This window comes from Flammeovirga aprica JL-4, from assembly GCF_012844305.1.
Taxonomy (GTDB): Bacteria; Bacteroidota; Bacteroidia; order Cytophagales; family Flammeovirgaceae; genus Flammeovirga; species Flammeovirga aprica.
Map to the genome: position 1 here is coordinate 12,213 of NZ_JABANE010000044.1, position 23,862 is coordinate 36,074.

The following is a 23,862-nucleotide window of genomic DNA, read 5'->3' on the forward strand; positions in this document are numbered from 1 at the left end:
ATGTATATTATCTGATGATAAATTAGTATTTTATTATCAAAATTTGTATTATTGTTAATAATTGACAATGAAATGACTAAATCCAGCTACCGTCAAATTTTTGACAAATGAGTTAATTATTTTCTAACTATTAAAATAAAACAATCTAGTAAATTTTAAATATCAAATCTTTCTTTTTAAAAACCATTTTACAAAACAACAACACTAATAGCCTGTGCATCGTTCATTCGAAGCCCGCACTACAATTGTCTTTTTATTATTTGAAACCAGTTAAAATATAGGGAGCACTCGCTATTGAAAATTTGAAATGAATTACACAATCTTCAACCCTTTCTAAATGAAAATTTAATTGACGTTTAGACCTTTCAGTTATGTCTTATTTTTAATGGAAATGCTTGACACATCACTTCTATTGAACATTAGATTTAATGCCTGGTCGAATACTGTCTACACTTTTCGAGAATTATATAATCAAGATAGAGGAGCATGAGGTTTTCATGTTAAATCTAGTCTAGACCTTATTGAAATGCAGAAACTTTTATTGCAAGAACTAAAATTTCAGTAGGTATTGGACTGAAACGGATCTCTACACTCTAATTTTTAATGGTACAAGAATCTAAACCTCTTAGCTGGAGGGTTATATCATTGTCTTTGCTGCTTGGTTATATAATTACAACACAACAGCTCCCTTTGCGTAAGGTTGAGCTCTATTACATCCGTTAAATAGAAAATTTAATTACAACTAATTATGAAACGCAATTTCATGTTGGGTGCAATACTATTTTTGTATCTGGCTACTAACAATCTATGGGCGCAGGAATTTAATTATGGAGAAGCCCTTCAAAAATCTCTCTTTTTTTATGAAGCACAACAGTCCGGAAAGTTACCCGAATGGAACAGGGTAACATGGAGAGATGATTCAGCATTGGATGATGGATCTGATGTTGGCTTAGATCTGACTGGCGGTTGGTATGACGCCGGGGATCACGTAAAGTTTGGCTTCCCGATGGCATTTAGTGTTACTGCCCTCGCTTGGGGTGTGGTAGAATACGAAGATGCTTACAGACAAAGTGGACAACTAGAAATAATGAGACGTAATCTTCGTTTCGTTACAGACTATTTTATAAAATGTCATACTGGACCTACAGAATTTTATGGACAAGTAGGTGCAGGTGGACCTGATCACGCGTATTGGGGATCACCTGAGGTAATGACAATGGCAAGACCAGCTTATAAAATTGACGCTGCTAATCCAGGTTCTGACTTGGCGGCGGAAACTGCAGCTGCAATGGCCGCTTGTAGTATAGTTTTTAAAGATGCTGACCCAGCTTACAGTGCATTATTATTACAACACGCTGAGGAATTATATGCATTTGCAGACAACTACAGAGGTGTTTATTCTGAATCCATTACAGATGCGGCGGGTTTTTACCGTTCATTCAGTGGATATCAAGATGAGCTAGTATGGGGTGCAGCATGGTTATATAAAGCGACTGGCAACACTACATATTTAGATAAAGCAGAATCAGAATATACAAACTTATCGAATGAAGGACAATCTACTTTGAAAGCTTACAAGTGGGGATTAGCTTGGGATGATAAAGCATATGGTATTTATGTTTTAATGTCTGAGTTAACAGGAAAAGAAGAGTACAAAGCAGATGCTGAGAGACACTTGGACTACTGGACAGACGGTTTTGAAGGAGATAGAATTCCTTACAGCCCAGGTGGACAGGCACACTTGATGCAGTGGGGATCATTGCGTCATAGTTCAAACACAGCTTTAGTAGCATTTATCTACAGTGACAGAGTGTCTACAACAGCTGCAAAAAAAGCAAAGTATCATGATTTTGCAGTAAAGCAGATCAACTATGCTTTGGGTGACAACCCAATCAACAGAAGTTTTATGGTAGGTTTTGGAAATAACCCTGCCTATAATCCTCATCACAGATCAGCACACGGTGCATGGGCAAACAACCTTTTAAACAATCCAATCGACCCAAGTCACACATTATATGGTGCATTGGTAGGTGGACCAGGTGAGCCAAATGATGCATTTGAAGATGACCGTTCAGATTATGTAGCCAATGAGGTTGCTTGTGATTACAATGCTTGTTTCACAGGTGCTTTGGCAAGAATGTATCAGGAATTTGGTGGAGCTCCATTAGCGAACTTCCCAGTACCAGAAGTTCCAACTCGTGCTGAGATCAGAACATTCTCAAAATTCAATAGCAACAACGCTTCAGGTAGTACAGTAAGAGTATTAGTTCAAAACAGAACGGCTTGGCCTTCAAGAGTGACTGATAAACTTTCATTCCGTTACTTCTTTGATATTTCAGAAGGTGTAGCTGAAGGTTATACGATTGCAGATTACCAACCAGAATTAAACTCGGTACAAGGAAACAGCACTATGACTGTAGCAGCTTGGGATGAAACAAATAATATCTACTATGCAGAAGTATCTTTAGCTGGAGAGCAAATTGCTCCTATCGGTGATCCTGCTTTCCGTCGTGATGTACAAGTGAACTTCAGAGTAGCCAACGGAGTACCTTACGATACTTCAAATGACTGGTCAGCATTAGGATTGGACACAGAAGGAGAGTCGCCAAGAATACCAGTGTATGATAATGGAGTATTAGTTTTCGGTTCAGAGCCAAACGGTGGAGGAACTCCAGTAGCGAAGTTTACGATGGATGTTAACCAAGGTGTTGCACCATTGACAGTGAATTTTGATGCTTCAATGTCATCAGATCCAAATGAAGATCCAATCACTTATTCTTGGGATTTCGGAAACGGTACTTCATCAAGTTTAGTAACACCATCAGCTACTTATACTGTACCAGGTGAGTATACTGTTACTTTAACAGTAAGCGATGGAGAAAATGTATCAACTCCTGTAACGGAATCAATTACAGTTTTAGATCCTAATGCTCCTCCAGTAGCATCATTCACAGCTTCAACAACTGGTGGTGTAATGCCTCTTGATGTTACTTTTGATGCTTCGGCTTCAATTGATCCAAATGGAGATGCATTAACTTATGCGTGGGATTTTGGTAATGGAGAAGTAGGTACAGGTGTAACAGCGGCTACAACGTATGCTGTTGATGGTGATTATATTGTAGTGCTTACAGTATCTAACTCTTCTGGAAAATCAAGCAGCACTTCAGAAACGATTAAAGTGACTGACGGAAGCTTTGATTGTACTTTTGGTACTCCTCAAGCATCAGCATTAGAAAGTACTGGACATACAGCCTACAAGAATATTCATGTACTAGGTGAAGGTGGTCCAGATTTGAGCAACATGCGTGATTTCACAATTAACTGGGACTTGCCGAATAAAGGATTGTATCAATTCTCATTCAATTCAAACAATGGACAACCAAGCTGGTATGTTGATTTATTAGGTAAGGTATCACATACTTTTGATGCGGCTCAGCCAGCTGTAACAATTACAGCTTCAGGAATCCCTGGTTTTGATGGAGATTATTGGGCAGCATTAGATGGAGCTAACTTTGTGTTAGTATCAAAAACAGGTACTTTCTCTATCTATTTCAACAACTCAGCAACTGCACCAAACTGTTCAGGTGCTGTAGCATCTTCTTCAATGAGAGTGATGTCAGTAATGGCTGTTGCTTCAGATTGTTCTTTCGGAGCTCCTCAAGCGGAGGCATTTGCATCAACAGGTCACACTGCTTATCAAAATATCTTTGTATTAGGTAACGGTGGTCCAGATTTAAGTAACATGCGTGATTTCACAATCAACTGGGATCTTGCAAATAAAGGATTATACCAATTCTCGTTCAACTCTAACAATGGGCAACCTAACTGGTATGTTGACTTATTAAGCAAAGTAGCACATACTTTTGACGCGGCTGAGCCTTCAGTGACGGTGACAGCTTCAGGAATTCCAGGTTTTGATGGAGACTATTGGGTAACTTCAGATCAGGATAACTTTGTAATGGTATCGAAAGCAGGTGGCTTTACAATTTATTTCAGCAAAACCGCAACAGCTCCAACTTGTGATGGTGGAACAAATCCTCCTGATGAAAATACACTTCCTGTAGCGAGTATTTCAGCAGATGCAACAGTTGGAAATATTCCATTTGTGGTAAGCTTTGACGCATCAGGTTCTACAGATGCAGATGGTGATACTTTATCTTTTGCATGGAACTTTGGTGATGGCACAGTAGGCGAAGGTGTTTTAGCAACGCATACTTATACAGCTGTAGGTAGCTATGATGTGACATTGACAGTTACTGATACAAAAGGTGGAGAAGATCAAGCAATCATTACGATTACAGCTGAGGAAGATAATGTGATTATTACTCCTCCAGATACCGACAATGAGTACATTCAGCGTTTCGTTGAAATGAGAAATAAGTATTTAGACCCTGCCAATGGTTACTTCAGTCCTGAAGGTTCTCCTCACCACTCTGTTGAATCATTAATTGTAGAAGCACCAGATCACGGTCACGAATCGACTTCAGAATTATATTCTTATTGGATGTGGTTAGAAGCAATGCACGGTAGAATTACAGGAGACTGGGAGCCATTACAAGAAGTTTGGAGAAAAACAGAACAGTTTATCATCCCAACAGCAGAAGATCAGCCAACAAATAGTGCTTATGATCCATCAAGTCCAGCGGCTTATGCTCCTGAGTTCCCGCTTCCAGAATTATATCCTGCACCATTAGATTTTACAAACCCAGTAAAAGGTGATTATGTTTCAGCAGAATTAGAAGCAGCATATGGTAATCCTCATATCTACCAAATGCACTGGTTATTGGATAATGATAACTTCTATGGCTATGGTAACCGTGGTGATGGAGTAAGTGCACCTTCATATATCAATACTTTCCAAAGAGGTGAGCAAGAATCTGTATTCGAAACAGTACCTCATCCATCATGGGAAGCATTCAAGTGGGGTAGTGCAGATGGTTTCTTACCATTGTTTACTCAAGACAGAGCTTATTCTACGCAATGGAGATATACAAGTGCACCAGATGCTGACGCAAGAGCAGTTCAAGTAATGTACTGGGCTTATGAGTATGCAAAGGAGCAAGGTGTAAGTCTTAGCAACTTAGATTTAGATAAAGCATCTAAAATGGGTGATTACTTAAGATTAGCCATGTTTGATAAGTATTTCAAACCACTAGGGGCACAAGATCCAAGTGCTACTTCACAAACAAGCTATGATAATGCACACTACCTAATGTCATGGTACATGTCATGGGGTGGAGCAACAGATGCTTCAGCAGCGTGGGCATTTAGAATTGGTGCATCTCACTGTCACTTCGGGTACCAAAACCCAGTAGCGGCATATGCATTATCTCAAGTAGAAGAATTAAAGCCAGTATCAACAAATGGTGTAAGAGACTGGACAACAAGTTTAGACCGTCAGTTGGAATTCTACACTTGGTTACAATCTGCTGAAGGTGGTATTGCAGGTGGAGCAACAAACAGCTGGAATGGTGATTACAGCGTTTATCCTGCTGGTAAATCTACGTTCTACGATATGGCTTATGATGAAAACCCAGTGTATCACGATCCAGGTTCAGGTGGATGGTTTGGATGGCAAGTATGGTCAATGGAGCGTATTGCCGAATTGTACTACATCAACAATGATCCAAGAGCAAGAGATTTGATTACGAAGTGGGCACAGTGGGCAGTTAACGAAACAATATTAGTAGGTGATAACGATTTCGATATTCCTGCTGGTTTAGAGTGGACAGGTGAGCCTGACACTTGGGATCCTGCAAACCCAGGTGACAATGCAAACCTTCACGTTACTGTGACAAGCTATAATCAAGATTTAGGTGTGGCTGCTTCTTTAGCAAAAACATTGATTTACTATGCGGCTGCTACTGAAAAGTATGCGACACTTGACACAGCTGCTCAATATTTAGCAAAAGAAATCTTAGACAGAATGTGGGTGACTTACCGTGATGACAAAGGTGTTGCTTCATTAGAAGAGAGAGCTGATTTTGCAAGAATCTTTGAGCAAGAAGTATATATCCCTGAAACATTTACAGGTACACTACCAAGTGGAGCTACAATTCAATCAGGTATGTCATTCTTAGAGATCCGTCCTCAATACAAAGACGATCCTGAGTTTGCAAGATTAGAAGCGGCTTACTTGGCAGGAGAGCCTTACACACAACGTTACCACAGAGGTTGGGCACAAATTGAAGTGGCATTAGCCAATGCTGAATATGGTTTCTTCTTTGGTGGAGACTCTATTTCAAGCTCAGCTCGTGTGACTAATAAGGCAACAGTTAAGTCAGGTTTGGAAGAAGAAATCTTGGATGCAGTATTAAGTCCAAACCCAACTACGGGTGCGATTAAAATTGCATTAAACAGAGCAATCGGAAATTCAACTGTTAATGTATACAGCTTATTAGGACATCAAGTGAAAGCAATTAATACATCGAAAAGCGTAAATACTGTAGAAGTATCTTTGGCAGATCTTCCTTCAGGAACATATGTTTTCGAGATTATTAATCATGAGAAAAATGAAGTCCTTCGTAAGAAAGTCATCAAAAGATAATCATTAGCAAATGATTTAGTTAAATTGTCAATTATGGGTGATGCCGTTTATATTTATAAACGGTATCACTTTTTTTTATGTCTTAATCACTTCTCTGAAAAAAAACATGACATTAATTAGACTCCTTTAAAAAGATTACTAACCCATCCATCAAAAATTATTTTTTACCTTAGTGCCATATTTCTTAGTTCACTATAATTTTCATTCATCTCTCTTTGATGTCGGATTAAGAAGTAACCAAGTTTTTTAAATAGGACTAATTACTCTTTTTAGAATTAAAATATAGTTTAATTGACCACCGGAGTACTTAGCCAAAATTAACATCAAACTAAAATGAAAAATATGCGTCCTATCATGCTGGTAGGTACCGGTTCTGACGTAGGAAAAAGTTGGATCACCACAGGTATTTGCCGTTGGTTGAAAAATAAAGGTTATCAACCGGCACCTTTCAAAGCCCAAAACATGTCACTGAATAGTTTTGCAACTTACGATGGACTGGAAATTGGAAGGGCACAAGCGGTACAGGCAGAAGCATGTCAGTTGCCCGTGATGGTAGAGATGAATCCCGTTTTATTAAAACCTTCCGCAAAAAATAAATCACAAGTAGTACTTCACGGTAAACCAATTGGTGATCAAACAGCCAAAGATTATTTCTTAGGAGAAAATAAGAAACACCTCTTTGCGGAAGCTCAAAAAGCCTTTCAAAAACTTTCAGATCAGTATGGACCCATCGTAATGGAAGGGGCAGGGAGTATTAGTGAACTGAATTTGAAGCATAGAGATATTGTAAATATGCGTATGGCAAAAGCGTCTAATGCGTGTGTTTATTTGGTAGCGGATATTGATAGAGGAGGCGTTTTCGGTAGTGTGTATGGCACGATTGCTTTGTTGGAAGATTGGGAAAAGGAGCTGTTGAAAGGCATTATCATCAATAAATTTAGAGGGGACGCAAGCCTTTTTGTAGAAGGAAAGAAGAAGTTGGAAGAGTTGACGGGCTATCCTGTTTTGGGCGTATTGCCTTATGCTCAAGATATTATTATTGAAGAAGAAGATTCTGTTGCTTTAAGCACTAGAAATATTACAGCCGAAGAAGGAATGCTCAATGTGGCGGTAGTGAAGCATTATTACATGTCGAATTATACCGATTTCCAAGCCTTGGAAAATGAGCCATTGATCAACCTTTATTATACTAGAGATCATGCAGAACTGAAAAAAGCAGATGTGATTGTACTTCCGGGAACGAAGAACACCATGAATGATCTAGCGAAGCTGAAAGAAGAAGGTATCGATAAATTGATCAGTGAATTGTATGACAAAATTCCAATCATAGGTGTTTGCGGAGGCTATCAGATGCTTGGTAAAGTGGTCTACGATCCTCATCATGTGGAAGGAGAAAAAGAAGAAGAACTCGGATTGGGAATTTTTGATATTGAAACGACTTTATCGGAAAATAAACAAACTGTACAACAACAATTCACCTTTAAAAATTATGATGAAGTGTGTGAAGGATATGAGATACACATGGGTGAAACGTTGGTGCCAGAAGCTTTTGTTTTGAATACAATGGGAGATGTGAAGGAAGGATTTTTTGATGGAAAATTGAGTTGGGGTACGTATCTGCATGGTGTTTTTGATAATCAAGTAGTGGTCAATGAACTTTTGAAAAGAAAGTTTCCTGATGCGGAGGCTCAAGATTACAAGACATTCAAAGGAGAACAGTTTGATAAACTGGCAGACTGGGTAGAGGAGAATTTGGAGATCAATAAAATCATGGAAGATATATGCTAAATGGACATGGTGACGACCTTCATCTCATAAAAGGTCAAATCAAATACAATTTCAGCTCCAACGTTTTTTACAAAGGATGTCCACTAGCCATTTTGGATGCCTTAAAAAAACAGTTGCATAACATTCAAAACTATCCCTCTCCTGCAGCAGAAGAGCTCTCTATTTGTGCCTCAAAAAGGTATGATCTTCCTGCTGATAATTTCCTTTTTACCAACGGTGCTATCGAAGCCTTTTATTTGATTGCACAACTGTTTAGAGGGAAATCAGCGACTATAGTTGGACCTACTTTTTCAGAATATGAAGATGCCTGTAGAATTCATGAGGTAGCTTATCAAGTGGTCGATAGAAATGTGATTCAAGAGCATTGTACTGATTTAGTTTTTATCTGTAATCCTAATAATCCAACGGGAAGTGTTTTCAGTAGCACAGAAATAGAACATCTATTAAAGGAAAATCCAAGGACAACTTTTGTAATTGATGAAGCTTATATTGAGTTTACTTCAGCCACAGTTTCAGTTACTCCATTGGTCAAAAAATATGACAACTTAATCATTGTCCGTTCTCTGACGAAAACCTTTACAATTCCTGGACTTCGCTTAGGTTATATCATTTCAAACGCATTAAAGGTTGATAGTTTGAAAGCCATCCGAATTCCATGGAGTGTAAATGGATTGGCACTTTCGGCAGGGAAGTTTCTTTTTGAAAACTACGATGATTTGATTTTTGATATTGATCAATTATTAGAAGAACGAAAAGTTTTTCAAGAACAATTAAAGGAAGTTGATTTTATAGAAATACAGTCTACTCACACCTCTTATTTCTTAGTAAAACTCTTAAAAGGAAAGGCAAGTGAGTTAAAAAGCTACTTAATTGAAACAGGAATTTTAATTCGTGATGCGACTAACTTCACCAATTTGGAAGGAGAGCAGATTCGACTTTCAGTACAGTCACCAATGGCTAACGAACAAATCATTAAAGCATTAAAATCATGGATTTAGCATCTGTCATTATATTAACCATTGCTTTTGTTTTAGATCTTATTTTTGGAGATCCAAGGTCATTACCACACCTTATTGTAGGGTATGGAAATTTGATTTCTTTTGGAGAAAAAAGGTTGAATAAAGGCAATTATAAACTCATCAAAGGAGCCTTTTTGACAATTACATTGGTGAGTACCTCTTTTGCCCTACCGTATTATTTTCTGGGTTTGGTACATTCTTTTAATGCAATTATTGCTTCGGTAATCAGTATCGTATTACTGTTTTATTGCTTAGCGAATAAGACGTTGGTCAAAGAAGGAATTGCCGTTTTTAATGCATTAGAAAAAGACGGATTAGAAGCTGGAAGAAAGCGATTGTCGTGGATTGTAGGGCGTGATACCTCTGAATTAAGTGCACAACAAATTCGCACTGCAACATTAGAAACCATGTCAGAAAACCTAAGTGATGGCGTGATTGCTCCACTTTTCTATTTTGCCATTTTGGGAGTGCCGGGTGCCATGGCTTATAAGATGATCAATACCTTTGATTCTATGATTGGCTACAAAAATGAGCGTTACGAAAAGTTTGGTAAATTTGCCGCCAAGCTGGATGATGTGGCCAACTATATTCCAGCCCGTTTAACAGCTCTCTTTATGTTGATCGTTACTTTCCGTTTAGGCGGACTTTTTACGGTTTTCTCAGAAGGAAAAAAACACAGCAGTCCTAATGCCGGCTATCCAGAAGCAGCGTTAGCTTATATTCTTAATGTGAGATTTGGAGGACCTAACTTTTACGGAGGGAAATTAGTAGACAAGCCTTATATCGGTTCTAATGATAGAAATATTCAGCATCATGAAATTCATAAAGTAGGGAATATCAACTATGCTACAAGCTGGCTTTTTGTGTTGTCAATTGTCTCTATTCACATAATAATTGCACTTTGAAAAATTTGAATGTTTATAGAAAAATAGATTTGATAAAGTTCGGGGTGCTCAGGTGGCATTGAAGGGAAAAGCGTTAAGAATTTTGTGTAATAAGCCGTTGAAAAATCTTCGTTTGTTTGAGCGCAGCGAGTTTTGAAGATTTTAGGCTTATGGAGCAAAATTTAGCTTTTGACTTCACAGCCTAGATTTTTTTGCTTCGTTTTTTCATCAATGGAAAAAATGAAGAACACATAAGAAAAGAGGTGTAGAGAACCAATTTTCTTCTAATTTCATTAAAGGAATAGGTCGTTTTAATTCAATTTTTATAATGCACAAATACATCATCTCAGGCGCAGCAGGTACAGGAAAAACGACATTAATTAATGCAATAAATAATGACGGTACTCCTACTATGCCCGAAGCTTCCCGACAGGTGATTATGCATGAACAGTTGACGGGCGGAGAAGGAATGCCATGGCTGAATGTAGAACGATTTAGTGAATTAGTATTTCAAAAAACAATGCGGCAATTAAAAGAGAATCCGGATGCAGTTTTTTGCGATCGCAGTATTATTGATACAATAGCCTATCTGAAGTTTCAACACAAACCCATTCAAACAGAATTAACAGCATTTCCTTATCAGAAATATTATCACAAGCAGGTATTTTTTGCACTTCCATGGGAGGAGATTTATATCACTGATCCTCAAAGACCGGAATCATTTTCTTATCAAAAATCACTGTCTAACGTATTAAAAGAGACCTATTTGGAGTATGGATTTGAACTAATTTACCTTCCATTTGAATCTGTAGAAAATCGTATGGATTTTGTTTTTGACAAGGTTTGTATGACAATAAAAATTAAGTAACTTTGCTATGCTTTAAGGGTGTTCCTACAAGTACTAGGATAAATGAATAAATATAAAATATCCATATACTTTAAGGAATGAAAAGGGAATTTGGTGAAAATCCAATACTGTACCCGCAGCTGTAATCTTTCGTTTTCTTCGGAAAACAATCCTCTTATAAATAACCACTGTTTTGTATTAAAAATGGGAAGGAGTAAGAAGAGAAAGTAAGTCAGAATACCTGCCTGAAAAAGTACTGAGAAATTTAAAGACTTTCGGGAATAAAAGTTCTGACTTTCAATCTATTGCTAAAACTATTAGTCTCCCAGACTAATTTAAATAAACAGATTGTCATTCTATTATCCCCAATTGTTGCTATTCAATCAAACAATCTGACTAATGGGGAAAAACATCGCTGAAACTCAACAGATTTTTTTATTTTGTGATGGAGGGTCTTGCCAAAAAGCAGGGTCTGAGGAAGTGGTACGCAACGTACGTGCTTACTTGAGAAATAGTGGACAATGGGACAGTACGCACACGATCAAAACAAGATGTAACGGTCGGTGTGAAGATGCTCCAACTTGCATTGTACAGCCTAACTATTGGTACAAAGACCTCAATCCACAAAAAGGCTTAGAAATCATCAAAAGCCATATCGAAAATCAAGAACCTGTCACTGATTATTTACTGTATCAGGACGAATGGTCTGAAATTAAATCAGACAAAGAAAGAGAGGCATTTACTTCTAAGCCTTTTTCTATCAAAATAGATCCTGATCTTGGAGAATGTCGGATCACTAGGGGTTTTGCTTCGGACCAATATACCTTTCCTCTTTTTCTTTATTTATCAGAAAATAGTCCAAAATCTACGCTCACACTTTCTGGTCAAAAATCAATCTCATTTAGTGAAATCAAAAGCGTCAATTACAGTCAAAAGTATACACTTGAATTGGAATTGGAGAGTGAAACCATTGAACTGATTATTGCTCCTATTGACCAGAAAAATCAAGAACTCGTCAAAAAGAGAATTGCAGTGGTAGAATATTTTGAACAGCTGAATTCTCTGAAAAAAGGAGTCCGAATGAGAAATAAATTCGGAGAAGATATTGGGTTGATTTGGCTGGAGGATCACGCTTGGCAATACTGTATAGAAGTACAATTAAAAGGAATAAAATTGGAAACGGTATGAAAAAGAAGGTGACTATTGTAGGAGTCGGTTGGTTAGGCATTCCGCTGTCAGAACGATTAAGAGAGAGAGGTTTTGAGGTAAAAGGAAGTGTGGCTTCAGAAGAGGAATTAATCGCTTTTGAATTCACAGATCAGATTTCTCTACTAAAAGTAGAGGAAGATCATATCAAAGGAGATTGGAAGAGTCTGATAACTGAAACCGAAGTCTTGATTGTATGTTTTCCACCTGCTGATCGAAGAGATAAACATGGCGTTTATGTCAAGCAGATCGAACAACTGACAAAACAAACACCTCCTCATCAAAAAGTCATCTTTGTAAGTTCCACTTCAGTTTATCCGAATACCAATCAATCCATCAAAGAATCAGATCAATTCACTCCTGAAACCATAGGAGGGAAAAATATATATCAAGCAGAACAAGTTTTACGTCAACATTTTGGAGAGCAATTGACCGCTATTCGCATGGCAGGTTTAATTGGTGGAGGGCGTCATCCTTCTCAGCTTTTAAGAGAAAAAAGAGTGTTGAAAAATCCGAATGTGCCTGTCAATGTCATTCATCAAACTGATGCTATCAATCTGATTGTAGAAGTGATAGAGCAGGATGTTTTTGGAGAAGTCATTAATGGGTGTGCGGCACTTCATCCTATCCGAAGGGATTTGTACACCAATGCGGCAATGACATTAGGATTACCTCTTCCAGTTTTCCGAGACTGTAAAAGCACTGCTTACAAATTAGTTGATAATAGTAAATCAAAGCGATTGCTATCCTTTGAATATAAATACGATGATCCTCAAGCCTACTTCAATGAAAACGAAGGAGTAAAAATACATTAAGAATGAAACAAGGAATACTATTATGTGGACACGGTTCCCGAAGAAAAACAGGAACAGACGCATTTAAAAAACTCGTGGCTTTATTGAAAAAAAGGTACGAAAATGAATACGAGGTAGATTACGGTTTCTTGGAATTCAGTCATCCACTTTATGAAGCTGCAGTAGAGCGATTGTATGAAAAAGGAGTACGAAAAATCTATGCTTTGCCTGTCATACTGTTTGCGGGGTCACATGCCAAAAATGATATTCCTTATGAGATGAACACGATCCAATCGTATTATCCTGATCTTGAAATCAAGATGGGAACACACATTGGCGTCAGTTCTTATTTGTTGGATTTATCGAAGAAGCGAATTGAGGAACAGGAAGCCTTATTACCGCCGATTGATCGTAAAGAATGTGGATTGATGGTGATTGGCAGAGGAACTACGGATCCAGATGCTAACTCTGATGTACACAAATTAGCGGCGATGCTTTGGGAAGGAATGGGCTTTGGTTTTACATCCGTGGCTTATAGTGGTACGGCTTATCCATCTACTGCAGAAGCATTGCCGATGTTTGAGAAACTAGGCATGAAGCGGACTTATGTGATTCCATTCTTCTTTTTTACAGGTGTTTTGCTGGAAAGAATTTATGAAACAGTAGAGGAGTTCAACAAAACCTCAACTACTGAATATGTCAATACAGAAGCTTTTGGATCAGATGAATTGATTATGAAAGCCTTTGATGAAAGACTAGATCAAGCGAAGAACGGGCTGGCACACATGAACTGTCAATTGTGTAAATACCGTAAGCAGATTATTGGTTTTGAAGAAGAGGAAGGAAAGGAACAAGTAGGTCATCATCTAAATGTAAAAGGAATTCTTTTCGAGGAGGATGAAAAAGTAGATGAGAAGAAAGGAGTGATGAAAACGGTTAAAAATATACTGGGGATCTAATGGAAAAAGGAAAAGTATACGGCATTTCATTGGGTCCAGGTGATCCCGATTTAATTACGTTGAAAGGATATAAACTACTTCAAACTGTTGATAAAATCTATTATCCCGGTTCCATTTTTCAAGATGGAAGAAAGAGCAGTTACTCCCTTCAAATCATGGAAGACTATGATTTGTCAGAAGAGAAGTTGGTCGGCTTTTATATGGAAATGACCATTGACAGAGTACACGTTCATCCTGTATATGAAGAGGCTTTTCAGAATATGCAAAAAGATGTTTCGGAAGGGTTGGATGTAGCCATAGTTTGTGAAGGAGACTTGAGTACTTATAGCTCATTTTCTTATCTCTTAGAAAAATTTCAGCAGACAGATATTCCAATTTCATTGGTGCCGGGCATTAGTTCTTTCCATTTGGGAGCAGCAGAAATCCAACAGCCACTAGCCCTTTTAGGAGAGACGATTCATGTACTTCCTATTCTGAAATCAACACAGGTTTTAGAAGACGCTTTGAAAGTTTCGGACACGGTGGTATTGATGAAAATCAGATCGGTGATGCGACACATTCAGCCTATTCTGGAAAGAGAGGAAATCAATTTTACGTATTGTGAAAAGCTCGGAACCACGGAGCAATTCATGACCTCATCATTAGACAAACTTCAAGAGAGAACTATTCCTTATTTCTCTTTACTGATTATAAAGAAAAACAAACAAGCATGAAAATTACAGTAGCAGGCTTAGGACCTGGACATAAAGACTATATTTTACCATTGGTGGTCAATGCACTGCAAAAAGCAGATGTAGTGATTGGTTATGACTATTACTTTCAATTTTGCGAAGATTATCTGAAAGAAGGTGCGGTGAAAATTGCTATGCCTTTAGGAAAGGAAGAAGAGCGTGCAATTGTAGCGGTGGAGGAAGCGAAAAAGAACCAACATGTATTTGTGATTGGATCGGGAGATGCTAGTATTTACTCCATGGCAGCCATTGTTTATCAAGTGGCTTCTTTAGAAAAAGATTCTGAAATAGAGTTGGAAACCTTGCCGGGTGTTTCTGCATTTTTAGCGGCAGGAAGTAAGTTAGGAGCTCCATTAGGACACGACTTCTGCTGTATTTCCTTATCCGATTTGATGACGCCTTGGCAAGTGATTGAAAAGCGTATCCGAGCGGCGGCTGTAGGTGATTTTGTTTGTAGTTTATACAACCCCAAAAGCAAGAAAAGATATTGGCAGTTGGAGCGTTTGAAAAAGATCTTTTTAGAAGAACGTGATCCGAGTACGCCTGTAGCCATTATTCGTCAAGTGACGCGTCCTGAAGAGAAAATCACGATCCAAACTTTAGGGACTTTTGATGTAGAAATGGTGGATATGTTCTCTTTGGTGATGATTGGTAATTCGCAGACTTTCCAATTCAAAAATCATTTAGTGACACCTCGTGGGTATTTGAATAGAAAACCTCATACGGGACAGGAAATCCAGCAGGAAAGTTTCCGCATTGTCACAGAACAATTACAAGATGTACAGCATTCAGTAGAAGATAAATGGGCGATTACGCGCCTGATCCATACCACGGGAGTTATCGATGATCATGTGCATTATGAAGCCTCTCCAAAAGCGGTGACGACTTTCTCAAAATTCCTTCAAAATGGTGGGACAATTGTGACGGATGTAACGATGGTGCAAGCTGGCATTACTAAAAGATATGCCAAGGAATACGGCAACCAAGTAGTATGCTGTTTGAATGATCCAGAAACGACACTTTTAGCGGAAGAAGAAGATTTGACACGTTCTCAAGCGGGTATTAAAAGAGCGATGGCTTTATATCCTAATGCCTTGTTTGTCGTAGGAAATGCACCAACAGCTTTGTTTGAATTGACAGATCAGTTGAGAGAAAATCCTGATTTCAAACCGGCAGGGATTATTGGTGTTCCGGTAGGTTTTGTCAATGTCATTGAATCCAAAGAACAGTTGGTACAAGTGAAAAATGCCGAGTGGATTGTATTAAATGGCAACAGAGGTGGAAGTAATATTGCCGCCGCTTTGGTCAATGCTTGTTTCACGCTTCAAGAATCTGAAAACTATTTCTAAGTCTTGACACAAGAAAACAAACATATAGACTTCTACATCATCGGAATTGGCAATCATTCTGAAGTACAATTGAACGCTGAGGTAAAGCAGTTGATACAGCATCATACGGTCTTTTCTGGAGGAAAGAGGCATTGTCAATTGGTGAAAAAGCACCTACCTGAAAATCATGAATGGATTGAGATTTCGGGTAAAATGCAGGATGTCATTCAGCAGTATCAAAAGAAGGAGCAAAAAGTAGTGGTCTTCGCTTCGGGCGATCCATTATTTTTTGGTTTTGGCAATACACTGAAAAGACTTTTACCTTCTGCCAAACTAGAAGTCTTGCCTTATTTCAATTCCATTCAACGATTGGCACACAAAGCGTCTTTGAATTATAGTGATTTGAAAAGCATTTCATTGCATGGCAGACGTACTTGGAAACCTTTGGATGTTTGCTTGATGCAGGGTGAAAAAATGATAGGAATCTTGACGGATAAGGAGCATTCTCCACAGCATATTGCACAGCGATTACTCACTTATGGCTATCCAAATTATACCATTTATGTCGGTGAAGAATTGGATGGAGAGAAAGAAAGAGTTCGTCAATTCACCTTGGAAGAAGCGAGTGAAACGGCCGATTATCAATTATTGAATTGTGTAATTCTGATCAAGACATCTGACTTTATTCCTCCCCGAAGTATTGCAGATAGCACTTTCCAAACCTTGGAAGGAAGACCGGGAATGATGACCAAACAGAGCATTCGTTCCCTGACACTTCAAGCATTGGAATTGTGGGACAAAAAGTGCTTTTGGGATGTAGGAAGTTGCACTGGTTCCATTGCCATTGAAGCACAACTGAACTATCCGTCATTACAAGTTTTTGCTTTTGAGAAAAGAACGGAATGCGGAGAAATCATAGATAATAATGCAAAGCGTCATCATTGCCCTGGCATACAGGTGAGCATTGACGACTTCTTTGAAGAAGATATACAAGAAATCACGCCACCGGATGCAGTATTTATTGGAGGTCATGGCAACCGTTTGGAAGAAATGATACAGAAGCTAGACTCTGTTTTATTACCTAATGGTTTGATGGTCATGAATACGGTATTGGAAAAATCCTTTGAGACTTTTCAGAAGGCTTGTCTGCAATTGGATTATACCGTAGCGGATCCCATTAAAATGAGTCTCAATGACTTCAATACTATACATCTTTTGGTCGCAAAAAAGAATTAAAAATGAATAAAATAGCAATCATAGCCACTACAGATAGAGGGCTTGAACAGGCACTCATTCTTCAAAAAGAATTCCCAAAATCTTTAGTGGTTACTACTCGTAAAACAGACAATGAGCATGTCTCAGTCGTGGCTTCATTGAGTGATTACCTGAATAACTATTACCATAAATTAGACGGCATTTGCTTTGTGAGTGCATTGGGAATTTGTGTACGTTTGATCGCCCCTTATATAGAAACGAAAGCGACAGATCCAGCAGTGGTTTGTATGGATGATCACGGCAAAAATATTCAGTCTGTGCTTTCAGGGCATCAAGGTGGAGCCAATCAATTGGCAGAGAAAATTGCTCAAGTGGTTGGAGGAAAAGCCATCATAAGTACATCGAGTGATTTACAGGAAATATGGGCGTTGGACACGTTGAGCCAAACTTATGATTGGACAGTAGAAACGGATCAACCATTAAATCATCTGATCAGCTTATTTGTCAATAATCAGCCGACAGCATTATTGTTGGATGTCAAAGACAAAGGCACAGCATATTTGGAGAAAAACCTTCCCGAATTTGTGACGGTGTTTTATGATGCAGAAGAAATCGATGCAGAGCAGTTTGAGTTATTGATTGCGGTGACGTATAAAATCTACGATTTCAATCTTCCTTCCCTTTACTACCGACCTAAAGTATTGGCCTTAGGTTCGGGCTGTTCAAAGACCTTAGATTTTCCTCTTTTTGAAGCACGATTAAAAACGGAATTAGAAGAGCAGAAGATTGCTTTTTCAGCCTTAAAAACATTTGGATCTATTGATATCAAAGCTCAGCAAAGTGCTTACCTCGACCTTTCCAGCAAATACTATTTACCATTCGTCACTTTCTCAAAAGAAGCAATTGACGAAGTGAAAGTACCGAACCCGAGCGAGATGGTACAGTCCAAAATAGGAGTGGACGGCGTTTCAGAATCTTCAGCCATGTTGCTTTCCAAGCAGGACAAAGTATTGGTAGAGAAAACAAAAGTTCACTTAGAAAACGACGATAAGTTTACCTATTCCATCGCATTAATTAAGGATTTTGAGAGAAGATCTGCCGTAGCCATTATTGGTGCAGGTCCGGGAGATGAGGAATTGATTACGGTAAAAGGCAAGCAATATTTGGAAGAAGCAGACTGCGTGTTGTATGCCGGAAGTTTGGTGCCGGAGGAGATGATCAGTTGGTGTAAAGAAGGTGCCATTGTCCGTAATTCAGCGATGATGACATTAGAGGAGCAAATCACTTTGATGTTTGATCAATATAAAAAAGGAAACTCGGTAGTGAGATTGCATAGTGGTGATCCATCACTTTACGGAGCGATCCAAGAACAGATGACCATTTTTGATGAATTAGGAATGGAGTATTTTATCGTTCCTGGGATTTCAGCATTTAGTGCGGCTGCGGCAGTTTTAAAATCAGAATTTACGATTCCAGAAGTAGTGCAGTCGATCGTATTGACGCGTGGTGAAGGAAAAACGCCAATGCCACCTAAAGAAAGTGTGGAAGCATTTGCCAAGACCAATGCTACGATGTGTTTGTTCCTCAGTGCTGGAATCGCCAAGAAAATGCAAGCTCAACTATTGAATCATTTCGATGAAAATACGCCAGTAGCTGTAATGTACCGATTGACTTGGAGAGACGAGGAAGTTTATCAAGGACAATTAAAAGACCTTGCTCAAATTGTTAAAGACAGTAAGAAAACGAGAACAGTATTGATCGTAGTCGGAAAGGCTATTGGAGCTAGAAAAAATCGCTCACAATTATACAGTCCTGATTGGCAACATATCTTCAGAACCAACAAAAAGTTTGTCGTAAAAGAAGCATAAACATGGTATTGGTTTTTGGAGGAACAACGGAAGGCAAACGAGTGATCAAAGCCTTGGAGCAACGTCAGCAAGCATTTATCTATTCTACAAAAACAAAAGTAGAAGTGGAAAGCAGTGCGTGCATGAAATATTGTTTCGGTGTTTTGGATCAAGACTTAATGCAGACGATGATCAAAGAAAATCAAGTGACAATGATTATCGATGCTGCTCACCCGTTTGCCGAAGTATTGCATAAAACCATTGAAGAAGTTGCCCTCCAAAACAAGCTTCCAGTGATCCGATTTGGAAGGGAACCTATTCAACTAAAAAATAAGGAAGGTATTCATTGGGTGGAAAGCTATCAGCAGGCAGAGGCTTTACTTTTTGATCAATTCCAAGGAAAAAAGTTGTTGGCACTAACAGGTGTACAGACGATTGAGAAGTTTGAAAAATGGTGGAAACAAAACCCTTCTTGGTTTAGAATTTTACCAAGGGAGTCATCAAAAAAGATTGCTCAAAAAGCAGGTTTCCCAAGTGAAGATTTAATTCTCTCTATGCCTAATCAAGAATTGGAAAAAGAGATGGTTTTAATTCAAGAAAAAGGAGTTGATATTTTGATGACCAAGGAAAGCGGTGCAAGTGGTTTTCTTCAAACGAAAATTGATGCTTCACAAGCTTGTGGAATTCCGATTATCATCATTCGAGAACCAAAAATACCAGCTTCCTTTCAGGTGGTTTATACAGTTTCCGCATTAGAAAAATTGATGGATAAAACATGGGTTTAAAGAAAGTTCCAGAAGGTGAGTTGAAAGAAGGTTTCACAACAGGAACCTCAGCCACGGCCGCCGCAAAAGCAGGCTTAAAGGCGATCATCTTTCAACAACAGCAGGAAACGGTAAAAGTGCATTTACCAATAGGGAAAGTATTGTCTATACCTGTTCACCATTGTGAATACTCTTTTAGCTCTGCAAAATGCAGTGTCATCAAAGATGCCGGCGACGATCCGGATGTGACCAACGGTGCCGAAATAGGTTGTGAATTACAGCTGATCGAAGAGCAGGAAATACAATTTATTGCAGGCGATGGTGTGGGAACGGTTACACTTCCAGGGTTACAATTGGGAGTAGGAGAACCGGCCATTAATCCTGTCCCAAGGAAAATGATTACCGATGCTTTACAAAAGCTATTGCATGATTATGATTTGGAAATGGGAGTAGCAGTCACTGTTTATGTGGTGAATGGGAAAAAGCTCGCCAAAAAGACCTTAAATGAGCGAGTGGGCATTATGAACGGTCTTTCCATTTTAGGTACTTCAGGCATTGTAAAACCTTATTCAGCTTCCTCCTATATCGCAAGTATTGAGCAAGGCGTTGACGTGGCAGTTGCCAATGGAATCGATGAACTCGTTATCAATTCAGGAGCGAGAAGCGAGAAATACCTTAGAGCATTATTCTCTGATTTTTCGGAGCAAGCCTATATCCATTATGGAAACTGGATCGGTGATACGCTTCGCAAAATTCAAAGCGCACCGATCAGAGCAGTGACCATCGGCATTATGTTGGGGAAAGCAGTGAAGTTGGCAGAAGGACAAACCGATACTCACAGTTGTGTTTCCAGTTGGAACAAAGAATTTATTCAATCCATCGCCCAAGAAGGCGGGTATTCAAAAGAACAACAAGAAGCAATTCTTCAATTAAATATGGCGAGTAGACTCGTAGAAATTTTCCCTTTTTCCGAAGAGGAATTATTCTATCAGTTGCTACTCCAAAAATGTTATCAATCCACTAAATCTATTATTCAACAAACCAAACTCACTATCTACCTCATCGGCAAAGAGGGTGATTTTATTAAACTAAAATAATTATGACAGGAGCAAGTTTCATTCGACCATTAATGGCAGGGGTATTACACTCCTTCGAGCCGGATCACGTGACAGCAGTATCCGTACTAGCTACCGAAAACGCAATCAAAAAAGAAAGAGCCTCTTTTAAAAACGTATTCAAAGCATCTCAGTGGGCATTGGGGCACTCAGTAACCCTGATTTTATTAGGTGGAATTGCCTTATTATTTAAAAGTACAGCAGAAGTTTTTGTCCATGATTTATCAAGTTGGGCAGAAATGTCAGTAGGTCCCATCATGATTTGGTTAGGCATTGTGGCTATCAAGAGAAATCACAAAATCAATGATATGATGCAGGATCATAAAAGGATCGAAGAACATGATCATTTAGATACCAATCCGATTCACCTTCATGGAAAACAAGGAGAAGAAATCGCCATGAATCCTATGAACCGCTCATTTTGGGTAGGAATGCTTCATGGATTGGCAGGGACAGGAGGAGCCTTGACTTCCGCTTTGATTTTAAGTTCTGCAACAATGTGGGATGCCGTGATGATTCTTTTGATTGAGTCAGTAGGAATCATCTTAGCTATGGGCATTTATAGCTATACATTACTGACGGTTTTAAGTCGATTTATAGAAAAGAACATAGCCATTTTTAAGTGGATGAACGGACTCGCAGGGGTAGCCTCAATCGTCATCGGATCATACTGGATTTACAATTCAATTTTTGCTTAATGAACAACTTCCCTTTTACAGCCATCATCGGTCAGGAATCGTTTAAGTTGGCACTTATTCTTAACATCATTGACCCCACTTTGGGCGGTGTTTTAGCCGTTGGCGATAAAGGAACGGGTAAGACCACTTTAATTCGTTCACTGTCTGATTTGATGCAAAAGCCATTTGTCAACTTGCCTATTGGCGCTTCTGAAGACAGAGTGTTGGGACATATCAATTTGGAGAAACTCATCAATGATAAAAAAGAAGAAGTCCAACACGGTTTGCTATCACAAGCACATCAGGGTTTTTTATATATCGATGAAATCAATCTGTTGAATGATTATCTGATGGATGTGCTATTAGATGCTTCCGCAACGGGAAGTTATCATTTGGAAAGGGAAGGAATTTCAAGAAAGTTGAATAGCCGTTTCTGTTTGATTGGCTCCATGAATCCAGAAGAAGGAGATTTGCGTCCTCAATTAAAAGATCGTTTTGGTCTTTCGGTAGAGGTGAAAACGCCTTCTTCATTACAAGAAAGAACACAGATAGTACAGCATCGTTTGGCTTTTGATGACAACCCGAAAGAATTTTTTGAAGGTTTTGACAAAGAACAAAAAGAATTATTCGATCAAATATTATCCGCTCAAGCACTATTATCAAGCATTGAGTTAGAAGAAGATGTATTGGAATATTGCTCTCAATTGGCACTTGAACATGCGGTAGAAGGATTAAGAGCAGATATCTTATTAGTCAAAACGGCAAGGGCTTATGTGGCATTCCAAAACGGAAATAAAGTCACAAAAGAAGCTGTAAAAGCTATTCAAGAATTTGTGCTTTTACATCGTAAAAATCAAAATCCACCAAATCAAGAACCGCCTCAAAATCCTCCACCTCAGGAAGAGCAAAAGGAACAACCTGAAACTTCAAAAGAAGAAACACCTCCAGCACAATTTGAATCAGTTATTCCTAATGAATCATTGACTTTAAATCAATCTTTCAAAGACAGTAACAAACAAATCATCCATCAAAATGGTGTAAAATCTTCTACGGATACTCGAAAAACAGTGAGCCAATATTTGGCGACGAACAACTTTGAATTAATCAAAAAATCAAAAGTAGAACCAACCAAAAAGCAAGTGATCTTCATTTTAGATTCAAGCGGTTCTATGATCAAAGATCAAGTGATAGCTTATGCGAAGGGTGCGGTGCAAAAGATGATAGAAAAATACGAATCATCTGATGTTCATTTTTCACTGATTTCTTTATTGCAAAATGAAGCAGAAGTAATGATACAGGAAACTTCCAATTCTGCTTTTGTTACTGAAAAAATACAGCAATTGCAGACGGGAGGAAAAACAAACATCATCGCTGCGTTGAAGAAAATCAAAAGTATGTTGGTAGGTTTCGATCTGTCAGAAACGGAATTGGTGATTGTTTCCGATGGTCGTTTTTGTGCTGAAACGTCCATAGAAGACATCATTTCAAGCTATCAATTCCACTGCAAAAAAGTAGATCATTTGACTTTAGTCGATGCTGAAAATGGAGTAGTGCGATTGGGTATTATGCAAGATTTAGCCGATCGTTTAAGAGGCAATTATCAGAAACTATCCCTTTAAATCATGAAAGCAAACATTCACTTTGTCACAGGAGGTCAGCGTTCAGGAAAAAGTGCTTTTGCTGAAAAAGTAACTTTAGAACTATCCGAAACGCCTATTTATCTGGCGACCTCAAAAAAATGGGATGAAGAGCACAACGAAAGAATTGCCCTTCACCAAGAAAGAAGGGAAGAGTGTTGGACTACCGTTGAGGCACCCATTGAAATACATCAAAATGACTTTACAGGAAAGGTAGTCTTATTGGATTGCATCACGCTTTGGCTTACCAATATTTTCGATGAAGTGTCTTATGATAAAGAGAAAGCCTTGCAACGAGCACAAGAAATCTGGACTGCATTAATACAGCAAGACTGTACGCTGATTGTGGTCAGTAATGAAATTGGTTTGGGAGGAATTTCCATGAACAAAGCAAGCCGTCAGTTTACGGATATTCATGGATTAATCAATCAATTTATTGCTCAGCAAGCACAGAAAGTAACATTTGTAGTATCCGGTCTACCGATGACCGTAAAAGAATAAACC

General features: G+C 38.6%; 17 protein-coding genes and 1 riboswitch. All 17 genes read left to right on the top strand.

Annotated features, from left to right (window positions below; all coding sequences use genetic code 11):
• The first annotated feature begins 748 nt into the window (after positions 1 to 748).
• The 17 genes from HHU12_RS16425 to cobU all read left to right on the top strand — a co-directional run bounded on the left by HHU12_RS16425 (position 749) and on the right by cobU (position 23,859).
• Entirely contained in the window at positions 749 to 6,547 is a 5,799-nt protein-coding gene (locus HHU12_RS16425; RefSeq protein ID WP_169657837.1) for a glycoside hydrolase family 48 protein, read from the top strand.
• 333 nt (positions 6,548 to 6,880) lie between these two features.
• Positions 6,881 to 8,335, top strand: coding sequence for a cobyric acid synthase (locus tag HHU12_RS16430; protein ID WP_169657838.1), 1,455 nt, complete (start codon positions 6,881 to 6,883; stop codon positions 8,333 to 8,335).
• On the top strand, positions 8,329 to 9,333 hold the full coding sequence (locus tag HHU12_RS16435) for a pyridoxal phosphate-dependent aminotransferase (protein WP_169657839.1): 1,005 nt from the start codon (positions 8,329 to 8,331) through the stop codon (positions 9,331 to 9,333). Before HHU12_RS16430 ends, HHU12_RS16435 begins: the two co-directional genes overlap by 7 nt.
• Positions 9,324 to 10,259 (top strand): adenosylcobinamide-phosphate synthase CbiB, encoded by a 936-nt coding sequence (cbiB, locus tag HHU12_RS16440; protein WP_169657840.1) that lies wholly within the window; start codon positions 9,324 to 9,326, stop codon positions 10,257 to 10,259. The genes HHU12_RS16435 and cbiB overlap by 10 nt, the downstream gene beginning before the upstream one ends.
• A 307-nt stretch (positions 10,260 to 10,566) precedes the next feature.
• A complete protein-coding gene (locus tag HHU12_RS16445; RefSeq protein ID WP_169657841.1) occupies positions 10,567 to 11,106 on the top strand; it encodes an AAA family ATPase in 540 nt (179 codons plus the stop codon).
• 56 nt (positions 11,107 to 11,162) lie between these two features.
• A riboswitch (cobalamin riboswitch) is annotated at positions 11,163 to 11,348 on the top strand.
• A gap of 136 nt (positions 11,349 to 11,484) precedes the next feature.
• Complete coding sequence (locus HHU12_RS16450; RefSeq protein ID WP_169657842.1) at positions 11,485 to 12,273, top strand: (2Fe-2S) ferredoxin domain-containing protein; 789 nt, start codon at positions 11,485 to 11,487, stop codon at positions 12,271 to 12,273.
• Positions 12,270 to 13,106 (top strand): Rossmann-fold NAD(P)-binding domain-containing protein, encoded by an 837-nt coding sequence (locus HHU12_RS16455; RefSeq protein ID WP_169657843.1) that lies wholly within the window; start codon positions 12,270 to 12,272, stop codon positions 13,104 to 13,106. The genes HHU12_RS16450 and HHU12_RS16455 overlap by 4 nt, the downstream gene beginning before the upstream one ends.
• 2 nt (positions 13,107 to 13,108) lie before the next feature.
• A complete protein-coding gene (locus tag HHU12_RS16460) occupies positions 13,109 to 14,044 on the top strand; it encodes a sirohydrochlorin chelatase (RefSeq protein ID WP_062618654.1) in 936 nt (311 codons plus the stop codon).
• Entirely contained in the window at positions 14,044 to 14,757 is a 714-nt protein-coding gene (gene cobI / locus HHU12_RS16465) for a precorrin-2 C(20)-methyltransferase (RefSeq protein WP_169657844.1), read from the top strand. The genes HHU12_RS16460 and cobI overlap by 1 nt, the downstream gene beginning before the upstream one ends.
• Complete coding sequence (gene cobJ / locus HHU12_RS16470; protein WP_169657845.1) at positions 14,754 to 16,124, top strand: precorrin-3B C(17)-methyltransferase; 1,371 nt, start codon at positions 14,754 to 14,756, stop codon at positions 16,122 to 16,124. Before cobI ends, cobJ begins: the two co-directional genes overlap by 4 nt.
• 3 nt (positions 16,125 to 16,127) lie before the next feature.
• Positions 16,128 to 17,339: a precorrin-6y C5,15-methyltransferase (decarboxylating) subunit CbiE gene (gene cbiE, locus HHU12_RS16475; protein WP_169657846.1), complete on the top strand. Its 1,212-nt coding sequence runs from the start codon at positions 16,128 to 16,130 to the stop codon at positions 17,337 to 17,339.
• 2 nt (positions 17,340 to 17,341) lie between these two features.
• Entirely contained in the window at positions 17,342 to 19,186 is a 1,845-nt protein-coding gene (gene cobM, locus HHU12_RS16480; RefSeq protein WP_169657847.1) for a precorrin-4 C(11)-methyltransferase, read from the top strand.
• 2 nt (positions 19,187 to 19,188) lie between these two features.
• Positions 19,189 to 19,950 (top strand): precorrin-6A reductase, encoded by a 762-nt coding sequence (gene cobK / locus HHU12_RS16485; RefSeq protein WP_169657848.1) that lies wholly within the window; start codon positions 19,189 to 19,191, stop codon positions 19,948 to 19,950.
• A complete protein-coding gene (gene cbiD, locus HHU12_RS16490) occupies positions 19,941 to 21,026 on the top strand; it encodes a cobalt-precorrin-5B (C(1))-methyltransferase CbiD (RefSeq protein WP_169657849.1) in 1,086 nt (361 codons plus the stop codon). Before cobK ends, cbiD begins: the two co-directional genes overlap by 10 nt.
• A 2-nt stretch (positions 21,027 to 21,028) precedes the next feature.
• On the top strand, positions 21,029 to 21,742 hold the full coding sequence (locus HHU12_RS16495) for a cytochrome c biogenesis protein CcdA (protein ID WP_169657850.1): 714 nt from the start codon (positions 21,029 to 21,031) through the stop codon (positions 21,740 to 21,742).
• Positions 21,742 to 23,340 carry an AAA family ATPase gene (locus tag HHU12_RS16500; RefSeq protein ID WP_169657851.1) on the top strand — a complete coding sequence of 533 codons (1,599 nt, stop codon included), beginning with the start codon at positions 21,742 to 21,744 and terminating at the stop codon, positions 23,338 to 23,340. The genes HHU12_RS16495 and HHU12_RS16500 overlap by 1 nt, the downstream gene beginning before the upstream one ends.
• A 3-nt stretch (positions 23,341 to 23,343) precedes the next feature.
• Complete coding sequence (gene cobU / locus HHU12_RS16505; RefSeq protein WP_169657852.1) at positions 23,344 to 23,859, top strand: bifunctional adenosylcobinamide kinase/adenosylcobinamide-phosphate guanylyltransferase; 516 nt, start codon at positions 23,344 to 23,346, stop codon at positions 23,857 to 23,859.
• The last annotated feature ends 3 nt before the right edge of the window (positions 23,860 to 23,862 follow it).

Coding starts and splice junctions, on each gene's coding strand:
- HHU12_RS16425 (WP_169657837.1), top strand. CDS start 749: ATGAAACGCAATTTCATGTTGGGTGCAATACTATTTTTGTATCTGGCT.
- HHU12_RS16430 (WP_169657838.1), top strand. CDS start 6,881: ATGAAAAATATGCGTCCTATCATGCTGGTAGGTACCGGTTCTGACGTA.
- HHU12_RS16435 (WP_169657839.1), top strand. CDS start 8,329: ATGCTAAATGGACATGGTGACGACCTTCATCTCATAAAAGGTCAAATC.
- cbiB (WP_169657840.1), top strand. CDS start 9,324: ATGGATTTAGCATCTGTCATTATATTAACCATTGCTTTTGTTTTAGAT.
- HHU12_RS16445 (WP_169657841.1), top strand. CDS start 10,567: ATGCACAAATACATCATCTCAGGCGCAGCAGGTACAGGAAAAACGACA.
- HHU12_RS16450 (WP_169657842.1), top strand. CDS start 11,485: ATGGGGAAAAACATCGCTGAAACTCAACAGATTTTTTTATTTTGTGAT.
- HHU12_RS16455 (WP_169657843.1), top strand. CDS start 12,270: ATGAAAAAGAAGGTGACTATTGTAGGAGTCGGTTGGTTAGGCATTCCG.
- HHU12_RS16460 (WP_062618654.1), top strand. CDS start 13,109: ATGAAACAAGGAATACTATTATGTGGACACGGTTCCCGAAGAAAAACA.
- cobI (WP_169657844.1), top strand. CDS start 14,044: ATGGAAAAAGGAAAAGTATACGGCATTTCATTGGGTCCAGGTGATCCC.
- cobJ (WP_169657845.1), top strand. CDS start 14,754: ATGAAAATTACAGTAGCAGGCTTAGGACCTGGACATAAAGACTATATT.
- cobM (WP_169657847.1), top strand. CDS start 17,342: ATGAATAAAATAGCAATCATAGCCACTACAGATAGAGGGCTTGAACAG.
- cobK (WP_169657848.1), top strand. CDS start 19,189: ATGGTATTGGTTTTTGGAGGAACAACGGAAGGCAAACGAGTGATCAAA.
- cbiD (WP_169657849.1), top strand. CDS start 19,941: ATGGGTTTAAAGAAAGTTCCAGAAGGTGAGTTGAAAGAAGGTTTCACA.
- HHU12_RS16495 (WP_169657850.1), top strand. CDS start 21,029: ATGACAGGAGCAAGTTTCATTCGACCATTAATGGCAGGGGTATTACAC.
- HHU12_RS16500 (WP_169657851.1), top strand. CDS start 21,742: ATGAACAACTTCCCTTTTACAGCCATCATCGGTCAGGAATCGTTTAAG.
- cobU (WP_169657852.1), top strand. CDS start 23,344: ATGAAAGCAAACATTCACTTTGTCACAGGAGGTCAGCGTTCAGGAAAA.